Raw genomic sequence first — 25,638 nt, forward strand, 5'->3', positions numbered from 1 at the left:
GATTGACAGTCCCGGTCCGGGACTGTCTTTTTGCGCCCAATAGTGCGTTCTGGGAGGAACCGACGTGACTGACCGCATTAACCTTTTGCTGAGTGAACTGACCCTTGAGGAAAAGGTCTCGCTGCTTTCTGGCGAGGATTTCTGGTCCGTTCCTGCGGTTGAGCGGCTCGGTATTGGCAAGCTGCGCGTCACCGATGGCCCCAATGGTGCGCGTGGCGGCGGCTCGCTGATCGGCGGCGTCAAGTCCGCCAGCTTCCCGGTCGGCATTGCCCTGGGCTCCACCTGGGACGTTCCCTTGATCACCGAAATCGGCGCAGCACTTGCGGACGAAGTCAAATCGAAGGGGGCGCACATGTTGCTCGCGCCCACCGTCAACATCCACCGCTCGGTCACCAACGGCCGCAATTTCGAATGCTATTCGGAAGACCCCATCCTCTCGGCCGACCTTGCCGTCGGCTACATCAAGGGCCTGCAAGGGCAGGGGATCGGCGCCACGATCAAGCATTTCGTCGGCAATGAGAGCGAGATCGAGCGCACTACGATTTCGAGCGAAGTGGGCGAGCGGGCCCTGCGCGAGATTTATCTCGTTCCCTTCGAACATGCGGTCAAGAAGGCCGGCACCTGGGGCGTCATGAGCTCCTATAACCGCCTCAACGGCACCTTTACCTCCGAGCACAACTGGTTGCTCTCGACCGTCCTTCGCGATGAATGGGGTTATGACGGCATCGTCATGTCCGACTGGTTCGGCTCCCATTCCACCGCGCCCACCGTGAATGCCGGCCTCGATCTCGAAATGCCCGGCCCGGCCCGCGACCGCGGCCAGAAGCTGATCGACGCCGTCAATTCCGGCGAGGTCAGCCAGCAAACCCTCGACAGGCGCGTCCTCGCCATGCTGCGGCTGATGGAGCGCGTTGGCTCGCTGGACGATCACCGCTTGCATCAGGAACGCGCCGATGATCGTCCTGAGCACCGCGCTCTCATTCGCAGGGCCGGTGCGGCCGCCGCGGTCCTGCTGAAGAACGAAGGCGTACTGCCTTTGTCGGGCAATGACAAAATTGCCGTCATCGGCCCCAATGCCAAAACAGCCCAGATCATGGGTGGCGGCTCGGCACAGCTCAACGCCCACTATCGCGTTTCACCGTGGGAGGGGCTTGTGGGTGCTCTGGGAGAGTCCCGCCTGTCCTACGCCACGGGCTGCACCAATCACCGCTTTGAGCCGCTGCTGCGCGGCACCATGAAGGTGGAATACTTCGCTAACCAGACCCTGTCGGGCGAACCGGTTTACGTCGGCTCCATGGACGATGCCCAGGCCTTCTGGATCGGGCATGTCGCCGAGGGCAAGGTCGACCCCCTGCATTTCTCCGCCCGCATCAGCGGAACGTTTACGCCTGAGGTCAGCGGCACCCACCGCGTCGGCATCTATTCGGCCGGTTTCACCAAGGTCCATGTCGACGGCAAGCTGATCGCCGATGCCTGGACCCACTGGACCAAGGGCCGCACCTTTTTCGAGGAAGGCTGCGACGAAGTCGTCGGCACGCTCGACCTCACCGCCGGCCGCGCCCACGAGATCGTCATCGAATTCGCCACCAAGGATTTTGCCACCCTCGGCCTCGCCGCTTTCGCCTGCGGTATCGGTCGCCCCATGGGCGACGCCGAGATCGAGCAAGCCGTCGCAGCCGCCCGCGCTGCCGAGACGGCCATTGTCTTCATCGGCCGCAATGGCGAATGGGACACCGAGGGCAGCGATCTGCCGGGCATTGTGCTGCCCGGCCGCCAGAACGAGCTGGTGGAAGCCGTCGCCGCCGCCAATCCGCGCACCGTGGTCGTGCTGCAAACCGGTGGCCCGGTCGAAATGCCCTGGGTGAACAAGGTCGCCGCGGTCCTCGAAGCCTGGTATCCGGGCCAGGAAGCGGGCAATGCCATCGCCGATGTGCTCACCGGTGCCGCCGAACCTGGTGGCCGCCTGCCGCAGACCTTCCCGGTCCGCTGGGCCGACAACCCGGCCCACAGCCAGGATCGCGAAGTCTATCCGGGCCTCGAAGGCAAGGTGCGCTATGAGGAGGGCATCTTTGTCGGCTATCGCCATTACGACCGCCTCGGCATGACCCCGCTTTATCCGTTCGGTTTCGGCCTCGGCTACACCGACTTCGCTCTCTCTGACCTCGTCATCGATGACTCCGGGTTCGAGAGCGACGGAAAGCTCGTCGTCTCGCTCACGGCCACCAATACCGGCGCCCGCGCCGGCTCGACTGTGGTGCAGCTCTATGTCAGCGACGACAAATCCACCGAGCCGCGCCCCGCAAAGGAACTCAAGGCCTTCGAAAAGCTCCATCTGGAGCCGGGCGAGTCCCGCTCGGTGACCTTGCTGCTCGATTCCCGGGCCTTTGCCTGGTATCGCGAAACGGCCCGCCACTGGCTGGTGGAGGCGGGCAGCTTCACGATCCGCATTGGCCAGTCGTCGGCTGCCCTATCGCTGGCCTGGACGGTCAATCGCTCGACCACGCTGATGCTGGCGGTGTGACGCCAAACCGCTCTAGGCGGCCTGGTGCTCGGCCGCGTAGAGGCCAAGATAGAAATCCAGGTCGCCAGTGCGCAGGCCCAGCGAGTTCAGCACTTCGCCCATGAAGCTCACCGGTGCAGTGCCGGGTGCGGTGACGACGCGCCGGTCCAGCACGGCGCGCGGCGATCCGACATAGTGCGCTGCGCCGCGATAACCGGTGCCCGGCAGGCTCTCCGGACCGTTGGCCGTGTGGCGCACATCGTCCAGCAGGCCCGCCCGGGCAAGCGCCATCACCCCGTCGCAGATCCCGCCCACGGTCTTTCCGGCGGCATGGGCTTCGCGCAGCAACGCGTCGATGTCAGGATAGTCCGGCGTCGACCAGATCGTCCCGCCATTGACGATAATGGCGTCCACGCGGTCGATCTCGATGTCTTCCACCGACAGATTGGGGAGCACTTTTAAGCCACCCGCCGAGGTTACAGGCTCGCCCCCTGGCGTCGCGAACCGGGTGTCGATCCGGTAATATTCCCGCGCGCCGGCATTGAGCAGGGCTGTTTCCCAGTCCGCATAGCCGGGGGTGAGGATCGTCACAATGGTCGTCATGGCAGTCTCCTGTCTCTGTTGCTGCACCATGCGCCCAGCGCGCTGACAACTCCTGTCAGCACCTTCACACCCCTGTCAGGCGGGTGGGCTTTCCTTGAGCTTGATCCGCCCCGCTGCTAAGAGGTTCGCCGTTCCTGACCGTTCCGCCCGGAGTCGATCCGTCTTGCCGTTTGTCCGCCGCCTCGTTCTCGCCCTGATGCTGTCCCTTGCAAGTCTTGCACCGGCTTGGGCAAACCCGCTGCTGGTGGTCGACCGGGCGACGCTCGAAGTGCTCTACGCCAAAGATGCCGGCAGGCCATGGCATCCGGCCTCGCTGACCAAGCTGATGACGGCCTATGTGGTGTTCGAGCAACTGGCGCAGGGAACCGTGACGCTGGAGACCCCGGTCCGGATTTCGCGCAATGCCTGGAACCAGGCGCCCAGCAAGTCTGGCCTTGAAATCGACAGTTCAGTCAGCCTCAAGGACGCGCTGTACATTCTCATCGTCAAGTCGGCCAACGACATCGCAGTGGCCATCGCCGAGACTGTTGGCGGCACGGAAGCCGAATTCGTCGCCAAGATGAACAACGCTGCCCAGCGCATGGGGCTGACCGCCACCCATTTCGTCAATCCGCATGGCCTGCACGATCCAGCCCAGGTGACCAGCGCGCGCGACCTGGCCCTGCTCTCTCTCTATATCGAGCAGAGCTTCCCCCAGTACATGCCGATGTTCCACACCGGCGTCGTCAACCTGGGCAAGCAGCGCATGGAGTCCAATAACGGGCTGCTTGAGGGTTTTGTCGGCACCACCGGCATGAAGACCGGCTATGTCTGCGCTTCTGGTCTCAATATCGTCGCCACCGCAGATCGCAACGGCCGCCGGCTTATGGCCGTGGTCCTGGGCGGCTCTTCTGCGCGCGATCGCAATGAGCGTGCTGCCGGCCTCTTCCTTGAGGCATTCAGCGGTCAGCTTCGTCCCAACGGGCAGACCGTGCTGACCCTTCAGAACAATGTAGGCATGGCCCCGGTCGACATGCGGCCGCAGATTTGTGGCAAGGAAGCCAAGGCCTACGCAGCGGCGCAGGAAGCGGCCTTTCCCATGGGGCTCAAAGATCAGCCCAGCTACCTCAACGACGATATCCTGCTCAGCGAATATACCGCTGTGGACCTCGGCCGCACGCGCTCGGGCATTGCCCTACCGCGTCCGCGCCCGATGCATGTGCCGATGTTCTCCGCGCCGGCCCCAGTCGAAAGTGCGGCTGTGGAGGGCACCCTGCGTCCCGGCATTGCCGTGAGTGGCGTCAATATTGCCCTGCCACGGCCGCGCCCGGCAGATCTCTGATAGCCGATCCACCGCCGTGCTGATCGCGGGATTGGCTTGGAGTCCTAGGGCGCCTGAACCTTTGTCACTGCGAAGCGAAACACGCCGTCAGCCTCGTCAGCCGAATACTCGTGGCCGTTCTGGCGGCAGTACAATGGTATGTCGATCTTGGCCATGGGGTCGGTGGCCAGAACGGTGATGACCGTCCCAGCCTCGACCTGTGCCAGGAGCTTTTCCAGCTTCAGCACGGGCAGGGGGCATCGAAGCCCCCTGGCGTCGATGAGTTGGCCGTCAATTGCCAAGGACCAGCACCCAGTGCACGCCGTAGCTCGACGTCGGGTTGAACGCGACGGCGATACCGGCCTTGCTGGCGGGTGCTGCGAGCCCAACGGCATCGGCGGCATTGTTGCGCCAGCCCGAGAAAGTCTCCGCAAACGTCGCATAGCCCGCGCTGAGCTTCATCTGCGCCAGCGCCTGCGGCTTGGTCGGGGCCGTGCCGGTCTGTGCATACTGGCTCGCCAGCGCCTGTGCCGTGCCGTTGAGACCAGCATCGGCCACCAGGGGCGGCATGTTGCGCGTGGCGCGATAGGCGTTGATGAGGCCAATGGCCTCCTGGCTGTTCAAGGTGGCGTTGGGCTGGTCCATGCGCGCCGAGAGGCCCGATGAAAGCGCACCGGGCGAGGCGGGCCCGCTGAAGGAGGAGCACCCTGCCAGAATCAGCGCGACGGCGCCCGCTGCCAGCATTGCATGGAGGTTTTTCATGTCTTTCCTTTCGCTACACCGTGTTGCCGAGGCAAATACCACGCCAGGACTTCCACCGTCTTAATTGTGCAAACCTGCGTCACTGCTACCAATTTGGCTTCGTGAAGGGTGCGCTGAGGGTAATCGTCTGATTGGGTCTATGCGACGCAACGAAAGCCTGCAAAAAAGGGCAGCATTGTGGGGAGGCGGCGCCGTGGATGTGACCAAGGGCCGATTTGGGGAAGTGCGCGCCGCCACTGTTGCGGTTGCGATCCTATCCCTTTGTGTCGCAGTCTTTGCCTGCGTATTCGCCTATTTCGTCTTCCAGGCCATTGGCCAGACCCGCACGCGCCTCGAGGAACGCTCCCAGGCCGCCGCACAGGTTGTCGCCACCAATGCTGGTTGGATAGAGCAGGTGGCTAATCAGACGCTGCGGCGGGTGGATGCGGCGCTTGGGCCTACGCTCGGCAACGATCCGGACATCCTGCAGGCGGCAGTCGAGGGGCTTCCCGAGGAGATCGATGTCTACATCATCGATGCCGACGCCCACACGCTCTTCTCCACCGTGCCGGGCGCGCAATCCGTAAACGTCGCTGACCGTGAATATTTCACCGTCCTGCGGGACGGAGCCGCGTTCTACACTTCGGGCCTGCTGATCAGCCGGCTCACCCAGGAAAGCCTCTTCGTCTTCTCGCGCCGGATAACCCGCAATGGTGAGTTCTCCGGCGCCGTCATGGTGTCCTTCAATAATGCCCTGGTGGAGTCCTTCTGGTCCGATCTCGATCTCGATGCTGGCTCGACCATCAGCCTCGTCCGGCGCGACGGCGAGCTCATGGCTCGCTATCCCGGCGTTACCGAACCGATCGATCTGTCCGGTCATGCACTGATCGTGGAGCATTTGCCTAAGGCCGAAGCGGGCACCTATTTCTCCGAAACCTCGCCAATCGATGGTATTTCCCGCGTCGTGAGCTACCGCGCGGTCCCTGGCACCGAGATCCTCGCTCTGGCGTCCATCGCCACCAACGAGACCTGGAACAATCTGCGCGGCGCCATCATTTCCGTGCTCTTCATCGCCGCGCCGATCCTGCTTGGGCTCGTCGGCGGTTGCCTCTGGATATTGCAGTTGCTGCGTCGCGATGCGCGACGGCGAGCCGATCTCGAAGCGGCCAACGAAACCAATGTCATGCTCTTCCGCGAAATCCACCATCGCGTGAAGAACAACCTCCAGTCTATCCAGTCCCTGGTGCGCATGCAGGATATGCCATCAGGGGCCAAGGCTGACCTGCTGAGCCGCCTGAGCGCAATGGCCGCCATGCACCAGCATATCTACCAGCACGACAGCTACGAGGACATTGACGCCCACGACCTGGTGCGGGTGGTGGTCGACGAAGTCGTTCAGGCCTATGGCGTCGATGTGCGCATTGTCTACGATCTGGACCACGCTGCCGTCGACCGCGATCACGCAACGCCGCTGTCCCTGCTGCTCAGCGAGCTGATCACCAATGCCCTCAAATATGCCTTTGTCGACGGGCGACGCGGCATCATCACGGTAACCCTGCGCGACAAGGGCGGCGGCCGCTGCCAATTGACCGTCGCCGACAACGGTCCCGGCATGGGCGACCAACCCGAGCAACCTGTCAGCATGGGCTTGCGTCTCGTGCGGGGCGTCGTCGCGCAGATGGGCGGAACTCACCGCTTCACCTCCGATCCCGGAACCCGCTTCGACGCAGACCTGGCTCTCGCTGTTGGTGGGCATTCCACGCGGCAGTGAGCCGATTGCCCGCTTTTTGCGCTTGTAGCATTGGCGTGAATGGGGCAATGGGTAACCGGATTATTCAAGTCAAGTTAAAATGCTCAAGCGGTTTTTCTCATACTACGCCCCCTATAAGGGGCTCTTCGCGCTCGATTTCGGCAGCGCCGTCGTCGCTGGCCTGCTCGAACTGGCCTTCCCCCTGGCCGTGGCCTATTTCATCGATACGCTGCTGCCCGAGAATGATTTCGGCCTGATCCTGCTGACCAGCATCGTGCTGCTGTTGATCTACATTCTCACTGCCGTGCTGCGCGGCGTGGTCAACTATTTCGGCCACATGCTGGGCATCCATATCGAGACCGATATGCGCCGCCAGGTGTTCAATCACCTGCAGAAACTGAGCTTCCGCTTCTTCGACAACAACAAGACCGGCCAACTCATCACCCACGTCACCAAGGGGCTCGAGGACATCGGCGAAGTCGCCCATCACGGCCCGGAAGACCTGTTCCTCGCCGTCATGACCTTCCTGGGCGCCTTCGTGCTGATGTTCATGACCAACTGGCAGCTGGCGACCATCACCGTCGTCATGGTTCCCATCATGACCTGGCTGGTGTCCACCTATGGCGCGCGCATGAACCGCAACTGGCGCGAGCTCTACAGCCGGGTGGGCGATTTCAACACCCGCGTCGAGGATTCCATCGGCGGCGTTCGCGTGGTCAAGGCCTTTGCCAACGAACAGCACGAGGAAAAGCTGTTCGCGGGAAATAACGAGGCCTACCGTACCACCAAGCTCCAGGCCTATGCCCTGATGACGGCGAGCAACGTCGTCACCTTCCTCTCGACGCGTCTGGTGCAGCTGGCCGTCATGCTGTTCGGCGCCTGGCTGGTCACCTCGGGCGACCTGTCCTATGGGGGATTTGTCAGCTTCCTGCTGCTGGTCAATGTCTTCATGAAGCCGATCGACCAGATCACCATGGTCCTCGAAATGTACCCCAAGGGCATTGCCGGCTTTACCCGCTTTGCCAACCTGATCGATACCGAGCCCGACATTGCCGACAAGCCCGGCGCCAGGGTTGTCGACCACCTGCGCGGCGACATCGAGTTCACCAATGTGGGCTTTGCCTACGAGCATGGCGGCCGCAAGGTCATCGACGGGCTGAGCCTGTCGGTGCGGGCAGGGGAGACCGTGGCCATTGTCGGCCCGTCCGGCGCCGGCAAGACCACGCTCTGCGCCCTGTTGCCGCGCTTCTATGAAATCAGTGACGGCGCCATCACCATCGATGGCATCGACATCCGCGACATGACCCAGGCGAGCCTCCGCAACCAGATCGGCATCGTGCAGCAGGACGTATTCCTGTTCGGCGGCACGCTGCGCGAAAACATCGCCTATGGCCGCCTTGGCGCCAGCGACGAAGAGATCATGGCGGCGGTTCGCCAGGCCCGTCTCGAAAATGTTGTGGCCCGTATGCCGAAGGGGCTCGATACAGTCGTTGGCGAGCGGGGCGTAAAACTCTCCGGCGGACAGAAGCAACGCGTCGCCATTGCCCGCATCTTCCTCAAGAACCCGCCTATCCTGGTTCTCGATGAAGCCACTTCAGCTCTCGATACGGCCACGGAACTGGCCATCCAGCAGTCGCTGACCGAGCTGTCTCGTGGCCGCACGACTTTGGTCATCGCCCATCGTCTCGCCACCATCCAGCATGCCGACCGCATTGTCGTCGTCGACGAAACCGGCATTGTAGAGCAAGGCCCACACGAGGATCTGCTGGCCCGCAATGGGGCCTATGCCCACCTGCATTCTGCGCAGTTTGGCGGTCTCGCCAAAGCGAGGACCTCGGCATGACCAAGATCTTCTACGACGCGAGCGTCCTCGCGACGCGCTACCTGACGCCCGGCATGCTCCGCCTCACTCTGGGCGGTGACGGTCTTGCCGGGTATCCAGGCACCGGTGTGGCCGATGAGTACATGCGCTTCTTCTTCCCCAACGAGAAGACGGGTCGCCTGCATCTGCCTGTCATCGACGAGAATGGCCGCTGGACCTATCCCGATGGCGGCCAGGACGCCATTCGCTGTTCGACCTACACCGTACGCGCGCTGCGCCCCGAAGCCAACGAACTGGATATCGATATCGTCGTCCACAAAGGCGGTCTCGCCAGCGAATGGGCACAAAAGGCCCGGCCCGGCGACCAGATCACCATCAACCGGCCGCGCGGCATCTGCGCCCGCCCCGATGATACGGCCTGGCAGTTGCTGGTCTGTGACGCCACCGGTATACCGGCGCTCTCGCGCATGCTTGAACAGTCTCCGAAGAGCATTCAGACCCGCGTCTTTGTCGAAGTCGCGTCTGCCGATCACGAGCAGGAGCTGCCGTACCACGATTACGCGACGGTCACCTGGCTGCACCGCAGTGGCAACGGCGTGGCCCCAAGCCGCATGGCCGATGTGGTCAGGGCCATGCCGCTCTCGCCGACTCCGGGCTATATCTGGGTCGCCGGCGAGCAAAAGGTTGTGCGCGCGATCCGCAAGTTCGTCCGCCAGGAGCTGAAGCTTCCAACCGAGCGCTACGAACTTGTTTCCTACTGGACCAATGACAGCGAGGCCTGGGAGGCCCGCTGGAAGGAAGTGCCGCAAGAGGTCAAGGACGCCATCGACGCCTCCTGGTCGTCCGGCCGCGACGTCGAAGAGCTACGCGACGAATACTACGCCACGCTGGAAAAATACGGCCTCTGAAGCGCTTGCAGCAAAAGTGGACACCGGTTTTGCGGTTCGCAAGCGCGACATAAAATGACGGGCGCCGCTTGTGTCGTTCAGGGCCCCGCGCTACCAGCGGAGCATGAGAAAACTCGGATTTCTGGGCGCCATGAACCGCGACGTCGTGGTCGAACAGGCGGCAGCGCAACTGCTGCCCGTGCTTGGCCTCGACGTCGCGCCGCTCGTCGAGACGCCTGTTTCCGATGAGCTGGCCCAGAACGGCGCCGCTCTCCTCTCGGGCATGGGTGCGGTGACCCATCTCGGCGGCTCGGCCTTCAACGTCGCCCGCATCGTTGCCCTTCTCTCCCGCGACACACCTCTGGACCTCGCCTTTTTCGGCATTGCTGGCTCCATCCATGGCACACAGCCTCACCTCGAGGCGCTCACCGACTGGTCCGTCTCCACTACCGCGGTAGCGACCTCGCCACTGCCGCCCGCCACCTGCCTCGCCATGGTCGAACCCTCGGGCCGGACCTTGCTCACCGCGCTCGGCGCCAATGCCGGTATCGTCAGATGGCTCGACGAAAACCGCAATCTGCTGGCTACGGAAATTGCGGGGCGCGACATCATCCATGTCACGTCTTTCCTCGACACTGTCGCGCCCGGCCTGATCGCGGAAATCCTTGCCGCCGCGCGGCAAATGAACCCGAATCTCATCGTTTCGCTGGACCCGGGCATGGCCTGGATCGCGCCGGGTGGGCAGGGGCTTGCCGCCCTGATGCACCAGACACGCATGCTCCATCTCAATGCCGAGGAATTTGCCCTGCTGGGTGGTCCCGATGCCGTTGCGTCCATAGGAAAAGCCCTGGCACCCGGCTGGCTCATCGTCGCGCGCAGCCATGCGGGCGCAACCCTATATGCTCATGGCGCAGCAGAAGCCCTGCCGACCCGCCCTCCCGCCGCCGATTTCATTGCGGTGGACGCCAATGGCGCCGGCGACACATTCTGCGGTGGCTTCCTCTGGGCCTATGCCAATGCTCCCAGCCAGCCCCTGAGAGCCGCCGCACTCGGCTTTGCCCTGGCGCGACACAAGGTCGGCATCCAGGGTCCGCTGGCTGCGGAAGATGTCGTACACGCGATCAATGAGCCGGAAGGCTGGTGATCCCGACTGGATTCGAACCAGTGGCCTCAGGATTAGGAATCCTGCGCTCTATCCTGCTGAGCTACGGGACCAGCCGTTGAGGGACGTACCAGCCAAAAACAGCTCTTGCAAGATGGGCAGAGAGAATGCCGACCATGGCCAATGAGATAACACCGTTCATTCACTTTCCCGATCCACGCCTCGTCGCAAGGGCGAGTCCGGGCCCCGTGAACGACACGTGGCGCGCCATTGGCGCGGCTCTGCTGCGGGCGGGCTCCGAGGCCCAGGCCTATGGTCTTGCCGCTGCTCACATCGGCCATGTGGCCCCGATTGCGCTGGTCAGCCTCGGCCCTGCCGAAACCAGGGACTATCGGCTGCTCTACAATCCGCGCATCCTGAGCACGAGCGGCCCCGACATCTCCGGCAAGGAGGGGTCAGTCTCCATGCCCGGCATTGAAGTCGACGTCATCCGCCCGGAAAACGCCCGCATCGGTTTCGATGATGAGAGTGGAAATCCGGTCGAGCTGGACCTCACCGGCTTTCCGGCCCGGGTCGCCCAGCACGAGATCGATCAGGTCAATGGCGTGTTCTTCCTGGCCCGAATATCGCGCCTCAAGCGCGACGCCGCCATAAAGCGCTTTGGCAAACTGGCCCGCAAAGGTTGATCCTTGCTCCCCGCTCCGCTAAACGGACCCCCACACAACGAGGAATAGAAATGCGTACGGAAATCGAAAAGACCGTCGCCGAAATCGAGCAGGTTCTGACCCTGCTGAGGAGGCATCTTTGACTGGGATACTGCACAACTCCGCCTCGATGCACTGAACGCGCAAACCGAATCGCCCGATTTCTGGAATGATCCGGAAAAGGCCCGCGTCACCATGCGTGAGCGCGACGAACTCGACGTGGCGGTGAAAACCGTCCGCGAACTTGAGACCGGCATTAGCGACAATGTCGAGCTGATCGAACTGGGCGAAGCCGAGGGCGATGCCGAGATCGTCAAGGATGCCGAGCAGGCCCTTCTTGATCTCAAGGCCACCGCGCGCCGCACCCAGATCGAGACCCTGCTATCAGGTGAAGTCGACAGCAATGATTGCTATGTCGAAATCCACTCCGGTGCCGGTGGCACCGAGAGCCAGGATTGGGCGAACATGCTGCTGCGCATGTACACCCGCTGGGCTGAACGCCGGAAGTTCAAGGTTGAAGTGCTCGAAATGCATGACGGCGAAGAAGCCGGCATCAAATCGGCGACGATCCAGATCAAGGGCCACAACGCCTATGGCTGGCTCAAGACCGAGAGCGGCGTGCACCGTCTGGTGCGCATCAGCCCCTACGACTCGGCCGCGCGCCGACACACCAGCTTCTCGAGCTGCTGGGTCTATCCGGTGATCGACGACAGCATCGAGATCGAGATCCGCGAAGCCGATCTCAAGGTCGATACCTATCGCGCCTCGGGTGCTGGTGGTCAGCACGTGAACACCACGGACTCGGCCATCCGCATCACCCATGTGCCCTCGGGTATTATCGTGGCGTGCCAGCAGGAACGCAGCCAGCACAAGAACCGTGCGACCGCCATGGCCATGCTGAAGTCTCGTCTCTACGAGATGGAATTGCAGAAGCGCGAAGAAGCAGCCAACGCGCAGGCAGCCAACAAGACCGACATCGGCTGGGGTCACCAGATCCGCTCCTACGTCCTGCAGCCCTACCAGATGGTCAAGGACCTGCGCACCGGCGTGGAAAGCGGTCAGCCCTCGGTGGTTCTCGATGGCGATCTCGACGAGTTCATGGAAGCCGCACTCGCCCAGCGCGTCGGCGTCGCCACGGACGTCGTGTCGGATTGATCTGAACCACACGAGACAATGAAAAACCCCGGCCACAAGTCGGGGTTTTTTGTTGCTACGCTACTTAAACATCCACCGTTCCGCCCTCGGGCTCGACCCGAGGGCCACTCCTGACCTGCCGTGGCGTGGCAACTGGTCCTCGGATCAAGTCCGAGGGCGGCATCGTGATGGCGAGGCACACCGCACCACCTGCAGCCTCACCCCAGCATCGCCAATATCCGCTTGCCCGTATCGAGAAACGGTTTCGGGTCCAGGCTGCTCTCGCCCCGATGCACTTCGAAATGCAGGTGCGGTCCGGTGGATCTTCCGGTCGAGCCCACCTTGGCGATGGGCGTTCCGGTCTGCACGTTCTGGCCTTCGCGAGCGATGAAGGCGCTCAGATGCGCGTAGCGGGTGAAGAGCCCGTTGCCGTGGTCCACTTCCACCACATTGCCATAGCCCGACTTCTGCCCCACGAAGCTCACCACACCGTCGGCAGCGCTCAGCACTGATGTTCCTGTCGGTGCAGCAAAGTCGAGGCCCGAGTGAAAGGCGCGGCCGCCTGTGAAGGGGTCCTTGCGATTGCCGTAGCCCGAACTTTGGCGAAAATTCCCTGCAATCGGCATGTGTACCGGCGCCAGGCTCAGGCTGTCGCGTGCTGCCTTGTAGGCCAGCAATGCATCCATGACCGCATTGGCATCCTCGATCATGGGCGAGGTGACGGCGCCCTCGCTGGCAGCCAGCAATGGCCCCCCGACACCGGCGAGATCGCCTTCCGGCAGATCAAGCATAATGCCAAGCTTGCCCAGCTCGGTCACGATGCTTGCTGTCCTCTGCGTGGCCGCCAGCGCAATCCCCGTCATGGCCTCCTGGGTTTCATCCATCATCTGGGTCACGCTGGCCGCAGTCGCGGCCACATCGGGATTGCCCCCAAGCGTGGTCACCATCGAGAGGTCCTGATCGGGCGTTTCGGCCGTGTTCACCGAGGCGAGGCCGAGCTGATCGGCCTTGTTGACCAGTGCCCGCACCAGCTGATGCTGTTCGAGCAGCACTTCCTGCTGTGCCGACAGTTCCTGCAATTGCAGGTTCATGTCGCCGGCCTGGGCGTAATTGCGGGAGTGCAGTCGGTCAATTTCAACGCGCATCTGCGCCAGCCTGTCTTCATAAGCCGTGAGCACCATGTCATTCTGTCCGCCCAGAAGGCGCGTTATGTCAGATGACATCATGAGAGCCGTGCCGAGAACGGCATTGCTCCCAAGCAGAAGAGCGAACATGCCGTAGAACAGGGCAGGGTGGATACCGCGGCGCAGGGGCTTCTGCCCATCGCTCTTCGATTTGTCTGACTGGCGCACGCCATGACCCCCGAAACACGCGAACTATGGTTATCGGAGTATGGATGAGCTTGGTTAAGAACCCGAAAACTTCGGGAAATTACTTAGCGGCCAGAACCTCATCGAGAGCTGCCAGCATCTTGGCGGCATGACCCTTGATGCGCGTGGCCCGGATGATCCGCGCAATTCTTCCCTCGGCGTCGAGAATGAAACTGGTGCGCACGAGGCCCATGAACTCGCGGCCATAGAGCTTTTTCATCTGCCACAGGCCGAATGCCTCGATGACCTTACGCTCGGGGTCGAAGGCGAGCGGAACCTTGAGCCCATACTTGGCTCTAAACTTCTGGTGACTCTCCATCGTGTCGGGAGAGACTCCGACCAGAACGGCACCCTTGGCGTCAAAGGCCGGGGAGAGCTCTGAAAATTCCTGGTTCTCATCGACGCAGCCGCCCGAGTCATCCTCGGGATAGAAAAAGAGCACCACCGGTCGGCCCCGCAGGTCTTCATTCCTCAGGCTCGTGCCGTCGTCGCGATGAAGCGTGAAGTCCGGAGCCGGATCGCCGGGTTTCAGATGGGTCATCACGGCTCCTTGACGGGAAGTGGTCCTGGCCGAAATGGAATCGGTGCGGCCTTCACTCAGGCAACAAAACAAGCTCTGACAGCCAGTTCAACGCCTGACTGCGGCTATGAACCGATCCTGCGGCCGAAATGAGGGTGTCGGCGTCACAATCCAGCCGGTATCATCGGGCATTGCACCGCCAATGGCGGATGATTCTGATTGGTGCAGGGGCCCGAGAAACCTGCCAGTCATCGGCGTGGCGGCAGTGAACGAAGCGATAAGTCCAGAATCCTCACCACTGACAGTGCCGCAGCCACCGCGCCGCTCGGGGATGCGCCGGTTTGGCCGCGTCCTGACCTGGGTAGTGGGCCTGCCTTGCCTGGTTTTGCTGATCCTCTACGTGATCATGCTGTTCACGCCCGTCCGCGTTCCCTTTACCGGTCAGGCCATCCGCACCTTCGTGCAGAACTTCGTACCGGAAACCTCCGATCTGCAGATGGGCGACATGGCCCTGGCGGTGGAAGGCGGCATCTGGCCCGTCATTCGCTTCGAGCCGGTGCTCTTCACCGACAGCAAGTCGGGTGCCCGCATCGCCATGGAAGCTCTGGAGGTCGGCTTTTCGCCGGCCCGCGCGCTTTTCGGCCAGCCGGGCACCACGGTTACCATCGTCGGTCCGCATGTGCAGATCATTCAGGATCTCTACGGCCCGCGTCCCGGCACGCTCGAAGTCATCAAAGACCCCAATGGTGGACCGGACACGGTCCGCGTTCTGGAAGGGGACGACGCCTTCCCGGCCGTCGCCATATCGTCCGAAGGAATTGCCTTCGACGAGGCCATCGTGCCGCCCATGCGTTCAGACAATGACTGGCTGATCTACAATCTCGAGGCCAGCGAAGTCGCCATCGCCGATCTCATCGACCAGGCCGCCCTCGGGCGTTTTTCGCGGCTCGTCGTGCGCGATGGCCACGTTGACATGGCTGATCCTCTCTATGGGCTGTTCCGCCAGTTCGAGGACCTGTCGCTCGAAATCGGTACGGTCCCGGGCGACGAACGCGTCACTGGCGAGTTCAGCGCCCGCATCGGTGCCCGTACGGTCTATGGCACGATCGAGCGCTCGCTCGACGAAGATGGCACGCGCCGCCTTCAGGCCGACGTGACCAATCTGGATTTTTCCGCCTTCGTGCCCTTCATCGATGATCGCACCAGCATGGCCGCCATGCCCGGCGCCGGAAATCTTTCGATCGACGTGACCTTCACGCCAGAGGGCAAGCTTATCGGTGGCGACTTCAAGATCGACCTGACCGGCCTCGATCTCCGCCTCGACGACGACTATTTCCCCGTCGCCAGCTCCATCCTTGATGTCAACTGGGACCCATCGCTTGGCCTCTTCACCATGGAGGAAGGCGAGTTGCGGATTGGACAGAGCAGCGCACTGGTATCCGGGACATTCGTGCTCGGGCTCGACACTACCTATGGTCCGACCATCGGCATGTCCCTTTCCGGGCGCGAAGTGGCCATCCATCCCAACGACATGGAGGCTCCGGCCGAGCCGTTCGACACGGTGGAATTCTCGGGCTGGTCGACCCCGCTTTACGGCGCCATGGGCATCGACCGCCTGGTCGCCCGCCGCGGCGATGCCGTGGTCGAAACCGCAGGACGCATGAACCTGCTGCAGTCGGGGATCGGTCTCGACATGACCATTGCAGGCCAGGGCGTCACCGCCGACGACTTCAAGCGCCTCTGGCCCTACATAATGGGTGGGGAGAGCCGGGACTGGTTCGTTGCCAATGTCACAGACGGTAAGGTCAAGAGCGCCCGCATGCGCTTCAACTTCCCGGTCGGCAGCTTTGGCGTGGGCAATGAGGACAAGCCCATTCCGGACGATTCAATGCTGATCGACATTGTCGGCGAAGGCGTCGCCATCAAGCCGACGGCAGAGATGTCGCCGATCGTCATTTCGGGCGATACGCGTCTGCGGGTGGACGACGAAAACGTGTCGATTTCGGGCGGTGGCGGTACTCTCGATACCGAAAACGGTACCATCAGCGTGTCCAGCCCGGCCCTTGTGATGGACAATTCCGTGCCGGGCGAAAGCATCGTCGAGATTTCAGGCGATCTCAACGCCCCCATTCCCGCGCTGCTGGCCCTCGTCAAGCAGCAGCAGCCCGATGCGCTGGCCAGTGCCGAACTGCCTATCGATCTTGATAGCCTCAATGGCACGGTCGATCTCGGGCTCGTGGCTACCATTGCCCTGGGCGATGAGAAGACCGGCCGCGAGATGGACATCGACTATGTCGTCAATGGCAGTGTCACCGACTTCGCCAGTGCCGACCCCATCCAGGGCCGCACCATTGGCGATGGCCAGCTCCACTTTTCCGCCTCTCAGGATGGCTACCAGCTCGGCGGCAAGGCCAGTATCGACGGCATGTCCGCCGATATTTCCGTGGAAGGCGACATGGGCTCCGATCCGGTCTTCCGCCTGCAATCGACCGTGGCCGTCGCCGATCTCGCCGCGATGGGCTTCGATGCGTCGGAATTCCTTGAAGGGCAGGTCCAGTTCGTTGCCCAGCCACTCGCCGATGGCGCCCTGCAAATGACCGTCGATCTTGAGGATGCGGCGCTCAATGTGCGCGACCTCGGCATTACCAAGGCCCGCGGCACGGCTGGCACGCTCACGGCGACTATCCGCACCGATGGCGACGTTACCCACCTGGAGGACATCGCCCTCTCCTTTGGGTCGGTGCGCCTCAATGGCAGGCTGGATTTCCACGCCACTGACGGGTTGATTGCCGCCAATTTCTCCAACTTCGCCCTGAGCCCGGGTGACAGTGCATCGGTCGATCTCACACCGTCCAACAGCGGCTTTGTGGTCCGCATCCGTGGACAGCAGCTTGACCTCAAGCCAGTGCTGAGCCGCTTCTTCAGCCTCAACCAGGGAAGCGGGGGCGTCCAGTCGACCCAGTTTGACCAGGCCCTGTCGCTCGACATCGAACTGGCGCGCGCCGTGGGCTATTACGCTACGACAGCCTTCAACCTCGATCTCGACATGGCCCTGCGCGGCATGGATCTCAGCCGCGTCAACCTCACGGCCCAGTTCGATGAAGGCAATGCCATCTCGATCACCACCAATCCCGCTCCCAAAGGGCGTACCCTGACCGTGGCCTTCAACGATGCCGGCACGATCCTGCGCATGCTCGGGGTCTATTCCCAGCTCGCCGGCGGCTCGGGCAGCCTTGTCATGACCACCGACCGCGATCGCAAAGCCGAGGGTGGACAGCTGGTCATGCGCAATTTCTCGATCGTCGATGAAGCCAATGTCATCCAGATCCTGGGCAATCACACCGATTCCCGCGCCGCCATCTCGCGGTCCAACCGGCTGGACTTCCGCGCGGCGCAGGTGGATTTCATCCGCACCAGCGATCGTGTCGAGGTCCTCGACGCAGTGCTCGCCGGCGATACGGTCGGCGGCACCGCTCGCGGCTTTGTCTATACCGACCAGCGCCGCTACGACCTGACGGGCACCTATGTGCCGCTGTTCGGGCTCAACAACATCTTCCAGCAGCTCCCGCTCCTGGGCCCGATCCTCGGCGGCCGCGATGGTGAAGGCCTTGTCGGCGTGACCTTTGCGGTGCGCGGCCCGCTCGACCAGCCGCAATTCCTGGTCAACCCGCTCTCGATCCTTGCGCCCGGCATCTTCCGCGAAATGTTCGAATTCCGCGCCCGCGAACTGCCCCCGGCGCCGGCGCAATAAAAAAGCGCTCCGAAGAGCGCCCTTATTCTCCACATCCACGGTGCCGTCCTCGGGCTCGACCCGAGGACCAGTTGCAGTACTCACAGCGTCGAGAGTGGCCTTAGGATCAAGTCCGAGGGCGGCCCTGTTTGCGTGGCGAGACCAAGCCGCTAGACCGGCTTGATCAGCGCGTGGCGCTTCTTGCCGACTGACAGCTTGATCACCCCTTCGGGCAGAAGCGCATTGTCGCCCAGGCTGAGCTTTTCGTCGTCGATGACAGCGTCATTGACGCGCACCGCGCCAGAAGCCACATGCCGCCTGGCCTCGCCATTGGAGGCCGCTAGCCCCGCCTTTACCAGCGCGTTGAGTACGCCGATGCCGGTATTGAGCTCGGCACGGGTCACTTCGGCGGTCGGCAGCGACAGGTCGATCGCTCCGGAGACGAACGTCGCCAGCGCCGTTGCGGCCGCCTGCGTGGCCGCGTCGCGGCCATGGACGATGGCCGTTACCTCGGTCGCCAGCACCTTCTTGGCCTCGTTGATCTCATTGCCGCCCAGTGCGCCCAGCTTGTCGATCTCCGAAATCGGCAAGCGCGTGAAGATCTTGAGGAACTTCACCACGTCTGCGTCTTCGGTATTGCGGAAATACTGCCAGAAATCATAGGGCGAGAAGAGATCGCCATTGAGCCAGACGGCGCCGGACGCCGACTTGCCCATCTTCTCGCCGCTCGATTTGGTGAGCAGCGGCGTGGTCAGCGCATAAAGTTGCGGACCGCCCATGCGATGGCTGAGGTCCACGCCATTGATGATATTGCCCCATTGGTCCGACCCGCCCATCTGCAACACGGTGCCATAGCGCCGGTTGAGCTCGGTGAAGTCGTAGCCCTGCATGATCATGTAGTTGAATTCGAGGAAGCTCAGCGACTGTTCGCGGTCGAGCCTGAGCTTGACCGAGTCAAAGCTGAGCATGCGGTTGACCGAGAAGTGGCGGCCGACATCGCGCAGGAATTCGATGTAGTTGAGCTTCAGCAGCCAGTCGGCATTGTTCACCATCATGGCCGGGTTGGACCCGCCATAGTTGAGAATATTGCCGTAGACGCGCTTGATGCTCTCGATATTGGTTTCGATCTGCTCGACCGTGAGCAGCTTTCGCTGGTCGTCGCGGAAAGAAGGGTCGCCAACCATCGAGGTGCCACCGCCCATCAGGCTGATCGCCTGGTGTCCGGTTTCCTGCAGCCAGTAGAGCATGGTGACGGTGATGAGGTTCCCGATATGGATCGAGGTGGCCGTCGCGTCATAGCCGACATAGCCGGTGATTTTGCTGGTCGCTGCCAGATGGTCGAGACCTTCGGGGTCAGAGATCTGGTGGATGAAGCCGCGCTCGTCGAGCACGCGCAGGAAGTCGGATTTGAATTTCGTCATTTTGGTGCGATCCAAAGGCCGTCCCCATCACAGGGTCATTCCCGCTTAAGCAGGAATCCCTGTTTGGTTCGCCGATAGTGAAACGGAGGATCCCGCTTTCGCGGGAACGACCCCGTGGTTGAGGACGATCGCCTCTATGCGCTCTCGTTAGCGCCCGCCGCCGTCCGCGATCTCCTGACGGCGACGGTCGAGATACTCGGCACACCGTGTCGTCAGTTCGTCGATCTTGCCTTCGTAGAAGTGGTTGGCCCCTTCCACGATCTGCTGTTCGATGGTGATGCCCTTCTGCGTCTTGAGCTTGTCCACGAGCTTCTGCACCGAAGTTGGCGGAGCCACGCGGTCCTTGTCGCCATGGATGATCAGGCCCGAAGACGGGCAGGGGGCCAGGAACGAGAAGTCATAGAGGTTTTCCGGTGGGGAGACCGAGATAAAGCCTTCTACTTCCGGGCGGCGCATCAGCAGCTGCATCCCGATCCACGCGCCGAAGGAGAAGCCTGCAATCCAGCAGCCGCGCGATTCACGGTTGATGATCTGCAGCCAGTCCAGCGCCGCTGCGGCGTCCGATAGCTCGCCAATGCCGTGGTCGAACACGCCCTGGCTGCGACCGACGCCGCGGGAATTGAAGCGCAGCACCGAAAAGCCGCGCTCGGCGAACATGTAGAAGAGATTGTAGACGATCTGATTGTTCATCGTCCCGCCGAACTGCGGGTGCGGGTGCAGCACGATGGCGATGGGAGCATTAGGCTCCTTGCCCGGCTGGTACCGGCCTTCGAGACGCCCTTCGGGTCCGTTGAAGATCACTTCTGGCATGGGTTGTTCCGGCCTTTTCTGGCTCTGTCCGTTTGGTGGTTCCGGGCCCGTATAGAGGGTGCTCACGGCTTGACTAAGCGCGGGCCTCTCCCTAAAACATGGGTCCGAAACACCAGTTTAGAATTATTCGAAACTTGGGTTTCCGGCCGCGTGCGGCCAGTTGGAGCGCCCCTTGTAATGAAGTTGGGCGTAAAAATTCAAGAAGTGTTTGATTGCAAGGGCGCGAGAGCGTCCCGCGATGAGCATGGAAGCAATGTCGGGCGTGCATGCGCCCGGAAGGCGCAATGGCGAAAGAGACGGTCTATCTCGATCATAATGCCGCGTCCCCGCTTCGTCCCGAAGCGCGGGCAGCGCTTGTTGCCGCCCTTGATCTGACCGGTAATCCGTCATCCGTGCACACCCATGGCCGCGCCCTGCGTAACCTGGTCGAAACCGGGCGCCAGCAATTGGCCCGCCTTGCCGGCGCCGAAGCCAAGCAGGTCGTCTTCACCGGCTCGGCCACCGAAGCCATCACCCAGGCCATTGTGGGTGGCGCCAAGGCATTTTCGGCTGGCGCCATTGCCATCAGCGCGGGCGAGCACGCGGCGGTGGCCAAGGCCGCCGAGGCGACAGGCCTGCCAGTCTGGACAATCGGCCTTGATGCCGACGGTTGCATTGATCTCGATCAACTGGCCGCGGTTCTCGCGCGTGCCGATGCCGAAGGCATCACGCTCCTTGTCGGCGTCCACTGGGTCAACAATGAAACCGGTATTGTCCAGCCGATGGGCAGGATCAGCGCCATGGTCGGCCCCACGCGCCACACGCTGTTCGTCGATGCGGTGCAGGCTTTGGGCAAGCTCGAACTGGATTTCGCAGCTTCCGCACCCGATATGATGGCAGTGAGCGGTCACAAGATCGGTGGTCCTGCCGGTATCGGTGCTCTGCTGGTCAAGTCTCACGCTGATGTGGTTCGTCTCATTCCAGGCGGCGGCCAGGAACGGGGCCGCCGCGGGGGTACGGAATCGGCAGCCCTCATTGCCGCCTTTGGCGCTGCCGCAGCGGCCGCCGCCTATGATAAGGACGCAATGGAAGCCACTACCCGGCGGGTGGAGGCCGGCTTGGCAGTTTTTGCGCCTGATTGCGTGGTCTTTGGCCGGGGGGCGACCCGTATCGGCAATGTGACCAATTTTGCCGTGCCGGGCCTTGGCAATGCCACCGCCATGATGGCGCTGGACCTGATGGGACTTTCTGTCTCCTCAGGCTCGGCCTGTTCGTCGGGCAAGGTGGGCGCCAGTCACGTTCTGGCCGCCATGGGCGTGCCAAAAGATCTGGCCAACTGCGCCCTGCGCGTCAGCTTTGGCTGGAACTCCACACTGGCCGACGCCGAGGCGTTCCTGGCCGGATTTGAAACACTGCTGCTGCGCCAGAAGCGTGGCGGCAAGGCCGCTTAGCGGTTCGTACCAGTATTCGTTCGCGGCGGCCTTGAACCGTCGAGGGACAAAAAGGAGAAGCCGTATGGCGGACTACGATATTCCGACCCTCAAGGAAGAAATCGACCGGGAAACCGTCGAACAGGTTCTGGCCCTTGATGTCGACAAGTACAAGTACGGCTTCGAAACCGACATTGAATCCGATGTTATCCCGCCGGGCCTGACCGAGGACACGATCCGCTTTATCTCGGCCAAGAAGGACGAGCCCGAATGGATGCTGGAATGGCGGCTTGAGGCCTTCCGCCGCTGGCAGACCATGGAGGAGCCGAATTGGGCCAAGGTCCACTATCCCAAGATCGACTTCCAGGCGATCAGCTACTATGCGGCGCCCAAGAATTTCAAAGGCCCCAAGAGCCTCGACGAAGTCGATCCTGAGCTGCTCGCGACCTATGCCAAGCTTGGCATTCCTCTGAAGGAACAGGCCATCCTCGCGGGGGTCCAGCCGGACGAACCGCAGGGCACGCCCTTCTCGGGCAATGTAGCCGTCGACGCCGTCTTTGACTCCGTCTCCGTGGTCACCACTTTCCGCGAAGAGCTGGCCAAGCAGGGCATCATCTTCTGCTCGATCTCGGATGCCATTCGCGAGCATCCCGAACTGGTCAAGCAGTATCTGGGCTCGGTGGTTCCGGTTTCCGACAATTACTATGCCACCCTCAATTGCGCCGTCTTCACCGACGGGTCCTTCGTCTACATCCCCAAGGGCGTACGTTGCCCGATGGAGCTGTCGACCTATTTCCGCATCAACGAGAAGAAGACCGGCCAGTTCGAGCGCACGCTGATCATCGCCGACGATGACTCATACGTGTCCTATCTCGAAGGCTGCACCGCCCCGATGCGTGACGAGCACCAGCTGCACGCCGCCGTGGTGGAACTGGTCGCCCTCGACAATGCCGAGATCAAATATTCCACCGTCCAGAACTGGTATCCGGGCGACAAGGACGGCAAGGGCGGCATCTACAATTTCGTCACCAAGCGTGGCGATTGCCGTGGCGTCAATTCGCACATTTCCTGGACCCAGGTGGAAACCGGTTCGGCCATCACCTGGAAATATCCGAGCTGCATCCTGCGCGGCGACGGTTCGCGCGGCGAGTTCTATTCCATCGCCATTTCCAACGGCTATCAGCAGGTCGATAGCGGCACCAAGATGCTGCATCTGGGCAAGAACACGTCCAGCCGCATCATCTCGAAGGGCATCGCCGCCGGCTTCTCGGACAACACTTACCGTGGCCAGGTCTCGGCGCATGCCAAGGCCAAGAATGCCCGCAACTTCACCCAGTGTGACTCGCTGCTCATCGGTGACAAGTGCGGTGCTCACACTGTGCCTTACATCGAGAGCCGCAACGGCACCGCCGTCTTCGAGCACGAGGCCACCACGTCGAAGATTTCCGACGACCAGATGTTTTACTGCATGCAGCGCGGCCTTTCCGAAGAGGAAGCCGTGGCACTGATCGTCAACGGCTTCGTCCGCGACGTGCTCCAGCACCTGCCGATGGAATTCATGGTCGAAACCCAGAAGCTGATCTCGATCAGCCTCGAAGGCTCGGTCGGCTAGTCCAGGAAACCGCAACTTGCTCCCACCTCTCCCTTTGGGGGAGAGGTCGCCCAAAGGGCGGGTGAGGGGGCCTTATTCAGATCACCGGCGCCGAAATGGCAGCCGAACCGGAGCAGAAAATGACCACGCCCGTTCTTGAAATCCGTAACCTGCACGCCCGCATCGAGGAACGCGAAATCCTCAAGGGTGTGAACCTCATCATCCCGCCCGGCCAGGTCCACGCCATCATGGGCCGCAACGGCTCGGGCAAGTCGACGCTGAGCTACGTGCTCGCCGGCAAGGAAGACTATGAGGTCACCGAGGGCGAAATCCTGCTCAACGGCGAGAACATCCTCGAGATGGAGCCCGATGAACGCGCCGCCGCTGGCCTGTTCCTCGCCTTTCAGTACCCGATCGAGATTCCGGGCGTCGCGACCATGACCTTCCTCAAGGCCGCCATCAATGCGCAGCGCAAGGCGCGCGGCGAAGAGGAGCTCAAGACCCCGGACTTCATGCGCCTCGTCAAGGAGGCCGGTTCGCAGCTCAACGTCGATAGTGAAATGCTTAAGCGCCCGCTCAATGTCGGCTTCTCCGGCGGTGAAAAGAAGCGCGCCGAGATCATGCAGATGGCTCTGCTGAAGCCCTCGCTGGCCGTGCTAGACGAGACCGATTCCGGCCTCGACATCGACGCGCTGCAGGTCGTCTCCAGGGGCGTCAACGCTCTGCGCGACGGCCAGCGCTCCATGCTGGTCATCACGCACTATCAGCGCCTGCTGAACCACATCGTGCCCGACGTGGTGCATGTGTTCTCCGATGGTCGCATCGTGGAGAGCGGCGACAAGGATCTCGCGCTCCAGCTCGAAGCCAAGGGCTATGCCGACTTCGACGGTCAGGCGGCCTAGTCATGCGAGCCAACTTTCCCGTTCGCCTCGGCCCGGCCGAGGAATCGCTGATCGCCCAGCTCAAGGCTGCCGGCGCCGACCAGGCCGCCGAGCGCATCACCGTGGCCGGTCTGCCGACCCGTCGCGTCGAGAGCTATCACTACACTGACCTCAAGACCCTGCTGCGGGCCATTCCGCCGCTGGCGACCGCCGCCAATGAAGCCAGCGCTCCGGCGCTGCGCATCCCTGGCGCCTACACGCTGATGATCGCCAATGGTGTCGTCCAGAACGCTTCCACAGCGCCGGCCGGCGTCATCGTCGGCAAGGCCGATGGCGGCGTCCTCACGACCCGTGACGACGTCATGGTTCACGTTAACAATGCGCTGGCAAATTCGGCCCTGACCCTGACGCTCGAGAATACCGTCGATCCGGTCATTCAGATCGAGCGGCGCATCGAGGGCGAAGCCGCTCATGTCGCCGATGCGCTGAAGGTTTTCGTCGCCGACGATGCCACGGCCACCATCATCGAGACCTTCTCGGGTTCCGATGCCGCCCATGTCGGCAATCACGCCACCTATCTTGCGCTGGGCAAGAACGCCGTGGTCACCCACATCACCGTCGACCTAAGTGCCCGTGCAACAACACATTTTGCCACCAATGAATACCATCTGGCCGATGGCGCCAAGCTGCGCACGCTGATCATCCACCTCGGCGCCGGCCTCTCGCGCACCAATGTCTTCCCCCGCATGGGCGGCGCCGAAGCCCATGCCGACATCACCGGCCTCAACCTCGTCTCCGACGGCCAACATGCTGATATCACGATGGAAACGCACCACGCGGTGCCGCATACCTCGTCGCAGCCGCTGTTCAAGTCGATCAGCCGCGGCCGCTCAAAGGCTATCGTCCAGGGCAAGCTGGTCGTCGCCCGCGACGCCCAGAAGACCGATGCCAAGTTCATGCATCAGGGCCTGATGCTGAGCGACGAAGCGGAAATCCTCTCCAAGCCCGAACTTGAAATCTACGCCGACGACGTCGTCTGCGGCCATGGTTCGACCTGCGGCAAGCTCGACGAGGATAGCTTGTTCTACCTTCTCAGCCGCGGCATTCCCAAGGCCGAGGCCGAGACCATGCTGGTCCGCGGCTTCATTGCCGAACTGCTTGATCCGGTTGAGGATTCCGAACTCAACGAAGCCCTGCAGGGCATTGTCGACGGCTGGCTGCTGGCGGGCGAGTAAGCTCGATGTCCCTTCACCTTTCCCTTGGGGGAGAGGTGGCGCGCAGCGCCGGGTGAGGGGGCCTTAAAAGAAGCACGGTGCGGAGGAAGGCCCCCTCACCCGACCGAAGACGGCCGACCTCTTCCCCA

At 62.4% G+C, this 25,638-nt stretch carries 20 protein-coding genes and 1 tRNA gene; 13 read left to right on the forward strand and 8 right to left on the reverse strand.

Annotated features, from left to right (window positions below; genetic code table 11):
• The first annotated feature begins 64 nt into the window (after positions 1–64).
• On the forward strand, positions 65–2,521 hold the full coding sequence (locus MQW79_RS01935; RefSeq protein WP_476586505.1) for a beta-glucosidase: 2,457 nt from the start codon (positions 65–67) through the stop codon (positions 2,519–2,521).
• A 12-nt stretch (positions 2,522–2,533) separates the two neighbouring features.
• Here the strand turns inward: MQW79_RS01935 and MQW79_RS01940 are convergent, their stop codons facing one another.
• Positions 2,534–3,103, reverse strand: coding sequence for a DJ-1/PfpI family protein (locus tag MQW79_RS01940; RefSeq protein ID WP_476586506.1), 570 nt, complete (start codon positions 3,101–3,103; stop codon positions 2,534–2,536).
• A gap of 163 nt (positions 3,104–3,266) precedes the next feature.
• Here MQW79_RS01940 and MQW79_RS01945 point away from each other — a divergent pair, with 163 nt between their 5' ends.
• A complete protein-coding gene (locus tag MQW79_RS01945) occupies positions 3,267–4,424 on the forward strand; it encodes a D-alanyl-D-alanine carboxypeptidase family protein (RefSeq protein WP_476586507.1) in 1,158 nt (385 codons plus the stop codon).
• Positions 4,425–4,468: 44 nt separating this feature from the next.
• Here the strand turns inward: MQW79_RS01945 and MQW79_RS01950 are convergent, their stop codons facing one another.
• Together MQW79_RS01950 and MQW79_RS01955 are read right to left on the reverse strand one after the other, a co-directional pair.
• Entirely contained in the window at positions 4,469–4,705 is a 237-nt protein-coding gene (locus tag MQW79_RS01950) for a sulfurtransferase TusA family protein (RefSeq protein ID WP_476586509.1), read from the reverse strand.
• On the reverse strand, positions 4,695–5,165 hold the full coding sequence (locus MQW79_RS01955; protein ID WP_476586510.1) for a CAP domain-containing protein: 471 nt from the start codon (positions 5,163–5,165) through the stop codon (positions 4,695–4,697). Before MQW79_RS01955 ends, MQW79_RS01950 begins: the two co-directional genes overlap by 11 nt.
• Before the next feature lie 193 nt (positions 5,166–5,358).
• Here MQW79_RS01955 and MQW79_RS01960 point away from each other — a divergent pair, with 193 nt between their 5' ends.
• The 4 genes from MQW79_RS01960 (at position 5,359) to MQW79_RS01975 (ending at position 10,747) form a co-directional block, all read left to right on the forward strand.
• Positions 5,359–6,915 (forward strand): sensor histidine kinase, encoded by a 1,557-nt coding sequence (locus tag MQW79_RS01960; protein ID WP_476586512.1) that lies wholly within the window; start codon positions 5,359–5,361, stop codon positions 6,913–6,915.
• A gap of 79 nt (positions 6,916–6,994) precedes the next feature.
• Entirely contained in the window at positions 6,995–8,737 is a 1,743-nt protein-coding gene (locus tag MQW79_RS01965; protein WP_476586513.1) for an ABC transporter ATP-binding protein, read from the forward strand.
• Complete coding sequence (locus MQW79_RS01970) at positions 8,734–9,624, forward strand: siderophore-interacting protein (RefSeq protein ID WP_476586514.1); 891 nt, start codon at positions 8,734–8,736, stop codon at positions 9,622–9,624. The genes MQW79_RS01965 and MQW79_RS01970 overlap by 4 nt, the downstream gene beginning before the upstream one ends.
• A 103-nt stretch (positions 9,625–9,727) precedes the next feature.
• A complete protein-coding gene (locus MQW79_RS01975) occupies positions 9,728–10,747 on the forward strand; it encodes a carbohydrate kinase family protein (protein ID WP_476586516.1) in 1,020 nt (339 codons plus the stop codon).
• On the opposite strand, the gene MQW79_RS01980 is transcribed toward MQW79_RS01975, so the two are convergent.
• Positions 10,742–10,818: transfer RNA gene (locus tag MQW79_RS01980), tRNA-Arg, on the reverse strand. The genes MQW79_RS01975 and MQW79_RS01980 overlap by 6 nt on opposite strands.
• A gap of 63 nt (positions 10,819–10,881) precedes the next feature.
• Here MQW79_RS01980 and MQW79_RS01985 point away from each other — a divergent pair.
• Together MQW79_RS01985 and prfB are read left to right on the forward strand one after the other, a co-directional pair.
• Entirely contained in the window at positions 10,882–11,391 is a 510-nt protein-coding gene (locus tag MQW79_RS01985) for a peptide deformylase (protein WP_476586517.1), read from the forward strand.
• Positions 11,392–11,441: 50 nt separating this feature from the next.
• Positions 11,442–12,564, forward strand: a protein-coding gene (gene prfB / locus MQW79_RS01990) for a peptide chain release factor 2 (RefSeq protein WP_476586519.1) whose coding sequence is annotated in 2 segments (ribosomal slippage) — positions 11,442–11,510 and positions 11,512–12,564 — 1,122 coding nt in all. Because the reading frame shifts where the segments join, the coding sequence is not laid out codon by codon here.
• A gap of 197 nt (positions 12,565–12,761) precedes the next feature.
• Here the strand turns inward: prfB and MQW79_RS01995 are convergent.
• Together MQW79_RS01995 and MQW79_RS02000 are read right to left on the reverse strand one after the other, a co-directional pair.
• Positions 12,762–13,895, reverse strand: coding sequence for a M23 family metallopeptidase (locus tag MQW79_RS01995; protein WP_476586521.1), 1,134 nt, complete (start codon positions 13,893–13,895; stop codon positions 12,762–12,764).
• Between the two features lie 79 nt (positions 13,896–13,974).
• Positions 13,975–14,454: a peroxiredoxin gene (locus MQW79_RS02000; RefSeq protein ID WP_476586522.1), complete on the reverse strand. Its 480-nt coding sequence runs from the start codon at positions 14,452–14,454 to the stop codon at positions 13,975–13,977.
• A gap of 283 nt (positions 14,455–14,737) precedes the next feature.
• On the opposite strand from MQW79_RS02000, the gene MQW79_RS02005 reads away from it, so the two are divergent.
• On the forward strand, positions 14,738–18,184 hold the full coding sequence (locus MQW79_RS02005) for a hypothetical protein (RefSeq protein WP_476586524.1): 3,447 nt from the start codon (positions 14,738–14,740) through the stop codon (positions 18,182–18,184).
• Positions 18,185–18,333: 149 nt separating this feature from the next.
• On the opposite strand, the gene tyrS is transcribed toward MQW79_RS02005, so the two are convergent.
• Positions 18,334–19,584 (reverse strand): tyrosine--tRNA ligase, encoded by a 1,251-nt coding sequence (tyrS, locus tag MQW79_RS02010; RefSeq protein WP_476586525.1) that lies wholly within the window; start codon positions 19,582–19,584, stop codon positions 18,334–18,336.
• 147 nt (positions 19,585–19,731) lie between these two features.
• On the reverse strand, positions 19,732–20,394 hold the full coding sequence (locus MQW79_RS02015) for an alpha/beta hydrolase (protein WP_198875646.1): 663 nt from the start codon (positions 20,392–20,394) through the stop codon (positions 19,732–19,734).
• 284 nt (positions 20,395–20,678) lie between these two features.
• Here MQW79_RS02015 and MQW79_RS02020 point away from each other — a divergent pair, with 284 nt between their 5' ends.
• From MQW79_RS02020 to sufD, 4 genes are all read left to right on the forward strand, one after another.
• Entirely contained in the window at positions 20,679–21,824 is a 1,146-nt protein-coding gene (locus MQW79_RS02020) for a cysteine desulfurase family protein (RefSeq protein WP_476586528.1), read from the forward strand.
• 64 nt (positions 21,825–21,888) lie between these two features.
• Positions 21,889–23,415: a Fe-S cluster assembly protein SufB gene (gene sufB / locus MQW79_RS02025; protein ID WP_476586529.1), complete on the forward strand. Its 1,527-nt coding sequence runs from the start codon at positions 21,889–21,891 to the stop codon at positions 23,413–23,415.
• 119 nt (positions 23,416–23,534) lie between these two features.
• Positions 23,535–24,296, forward strand: a complete 762-nt coding sequence (gene sufC / locus MQW79_RS02030) for a Fe-S cluster assembly ATPase SufC (protein ID WP_476586530.1) — start codon at positions 23,535–23,537, stop codon at positions 24,294–24,296.
• Between the two features lie 2 nt (positions 24,297–24,298).
• Positions 24,299–25,510, forward strand: coding sequence for a Fe-S cluster assembly protein SufD (gene sufD, locus MQW79_RS02035; protein ID WP_476586532.1), 1,212 nt, complete (start codon positions 24,299–24,301; stop codon positions 25,508–25,510).
• Positions 25,511–25,638: the final 128 nt, after the last annotated feature.

The organism is Devosia sp. Micro-HW1, assembly GCF_056341075.1.

What these genes read in the sequence shown, in the direction of transcription:
- sufD (WP_476586532.1), top strand. Translation starts at nt 24,299, where the DNA reads ATGCGAGCCAACTTTCCCGTTCGCCTCGGCCCGGCCGAGGAATCGCTG.
- MQW79_RS01965 (WP_476586513.1), top strand. Translation starts at nt 6,995, where the DNA reads ATGCTCAAGCGGTTTTTCTCATACTACGCCCCCTATAAGGGGCTCTTC.
- sufC (WP_476586530.1), top strand. Translation starts at nt 23,535, where the DNA reads ATGACCACGCCCGTTCTTGAAATCCGTAACCTGCACGCCCGCATCGAG.
- MQW79_RS01940 (WP_476586506.1), bottom strand. Translation starts at nt 3,103, where the DNA reads ATGACGACCATTGTGACGATCCTCACCCCCGGCTATGCGGACTGGGAA.
- MQW79_RS01970 (WP_476586514.1), top strand. Translation starts at nt 8,734, where the DNA reads ATGACCAAGATCTTCTACGACGCGAGCGTCCTCGCGACGCGCTACCTG.
- MQW79_RS02015 (WP_198875646.1), bottom strand. Translation starts at nt 20,394, where the DNA reads ATGCCAGAAGTGATCTTCAACGGACCCGAAGGGCGTCTCGAAGGCCGG.
- MQW79_RS02020 (WP_476586528.1), top strand. Translation starts at nt 20,679, where the DNA reads ATGGCGAAAGAGACGGTCTATCTCGATCATAATGCCGCGTCCCCGCTT.
- tyrS (WP_476586525.1), bottom strand. Translation starts at nt 19,584, where the DNA reads ATGACGAAATTCAAATCCGACTTCCTGCGCGTGCTCGACGAGCGCGGC.
- MQW79_RS01985 (WP_476586517.1), top strand. Translation starts at nt 10,882, where the DNA reads ATGGCCAATGAGATAACACCGTTCATTCACTTTCCCGATCCACGCCTC.
- MQW79_RS02000 (WP_476586522.1), bottom strand. Translation starts at nt 14,454, where the DNA reads ATGACCCATCTGAAACCCGGCGATCCGGCTCCGGACTTCACGCTTCAT.
- MQW79_RS01975 (WP_476586516.1), top strand. Translation starts at nt 9,728, where the DNA reads ATGAGAAAACTCGGATTTCTGGGCGCCATGAACCGCGACGTCGTGGTC.
- sufB (WP_476586529.1), top strand. Translation starts at nt 21,889, where the DNA reads ATGGCGGACTACGATATTCCGACCCTCAAGGAAGAAATCGACCGGGAA.
- MQW79_RS01955 (WP_476586510.1), bottom strand. Translation starts at nt 5,165, where the DNA reads ATGAAAAACCTCCATGCAATGCTGGCAGCGGGCGCCGTCGCGCTGATT.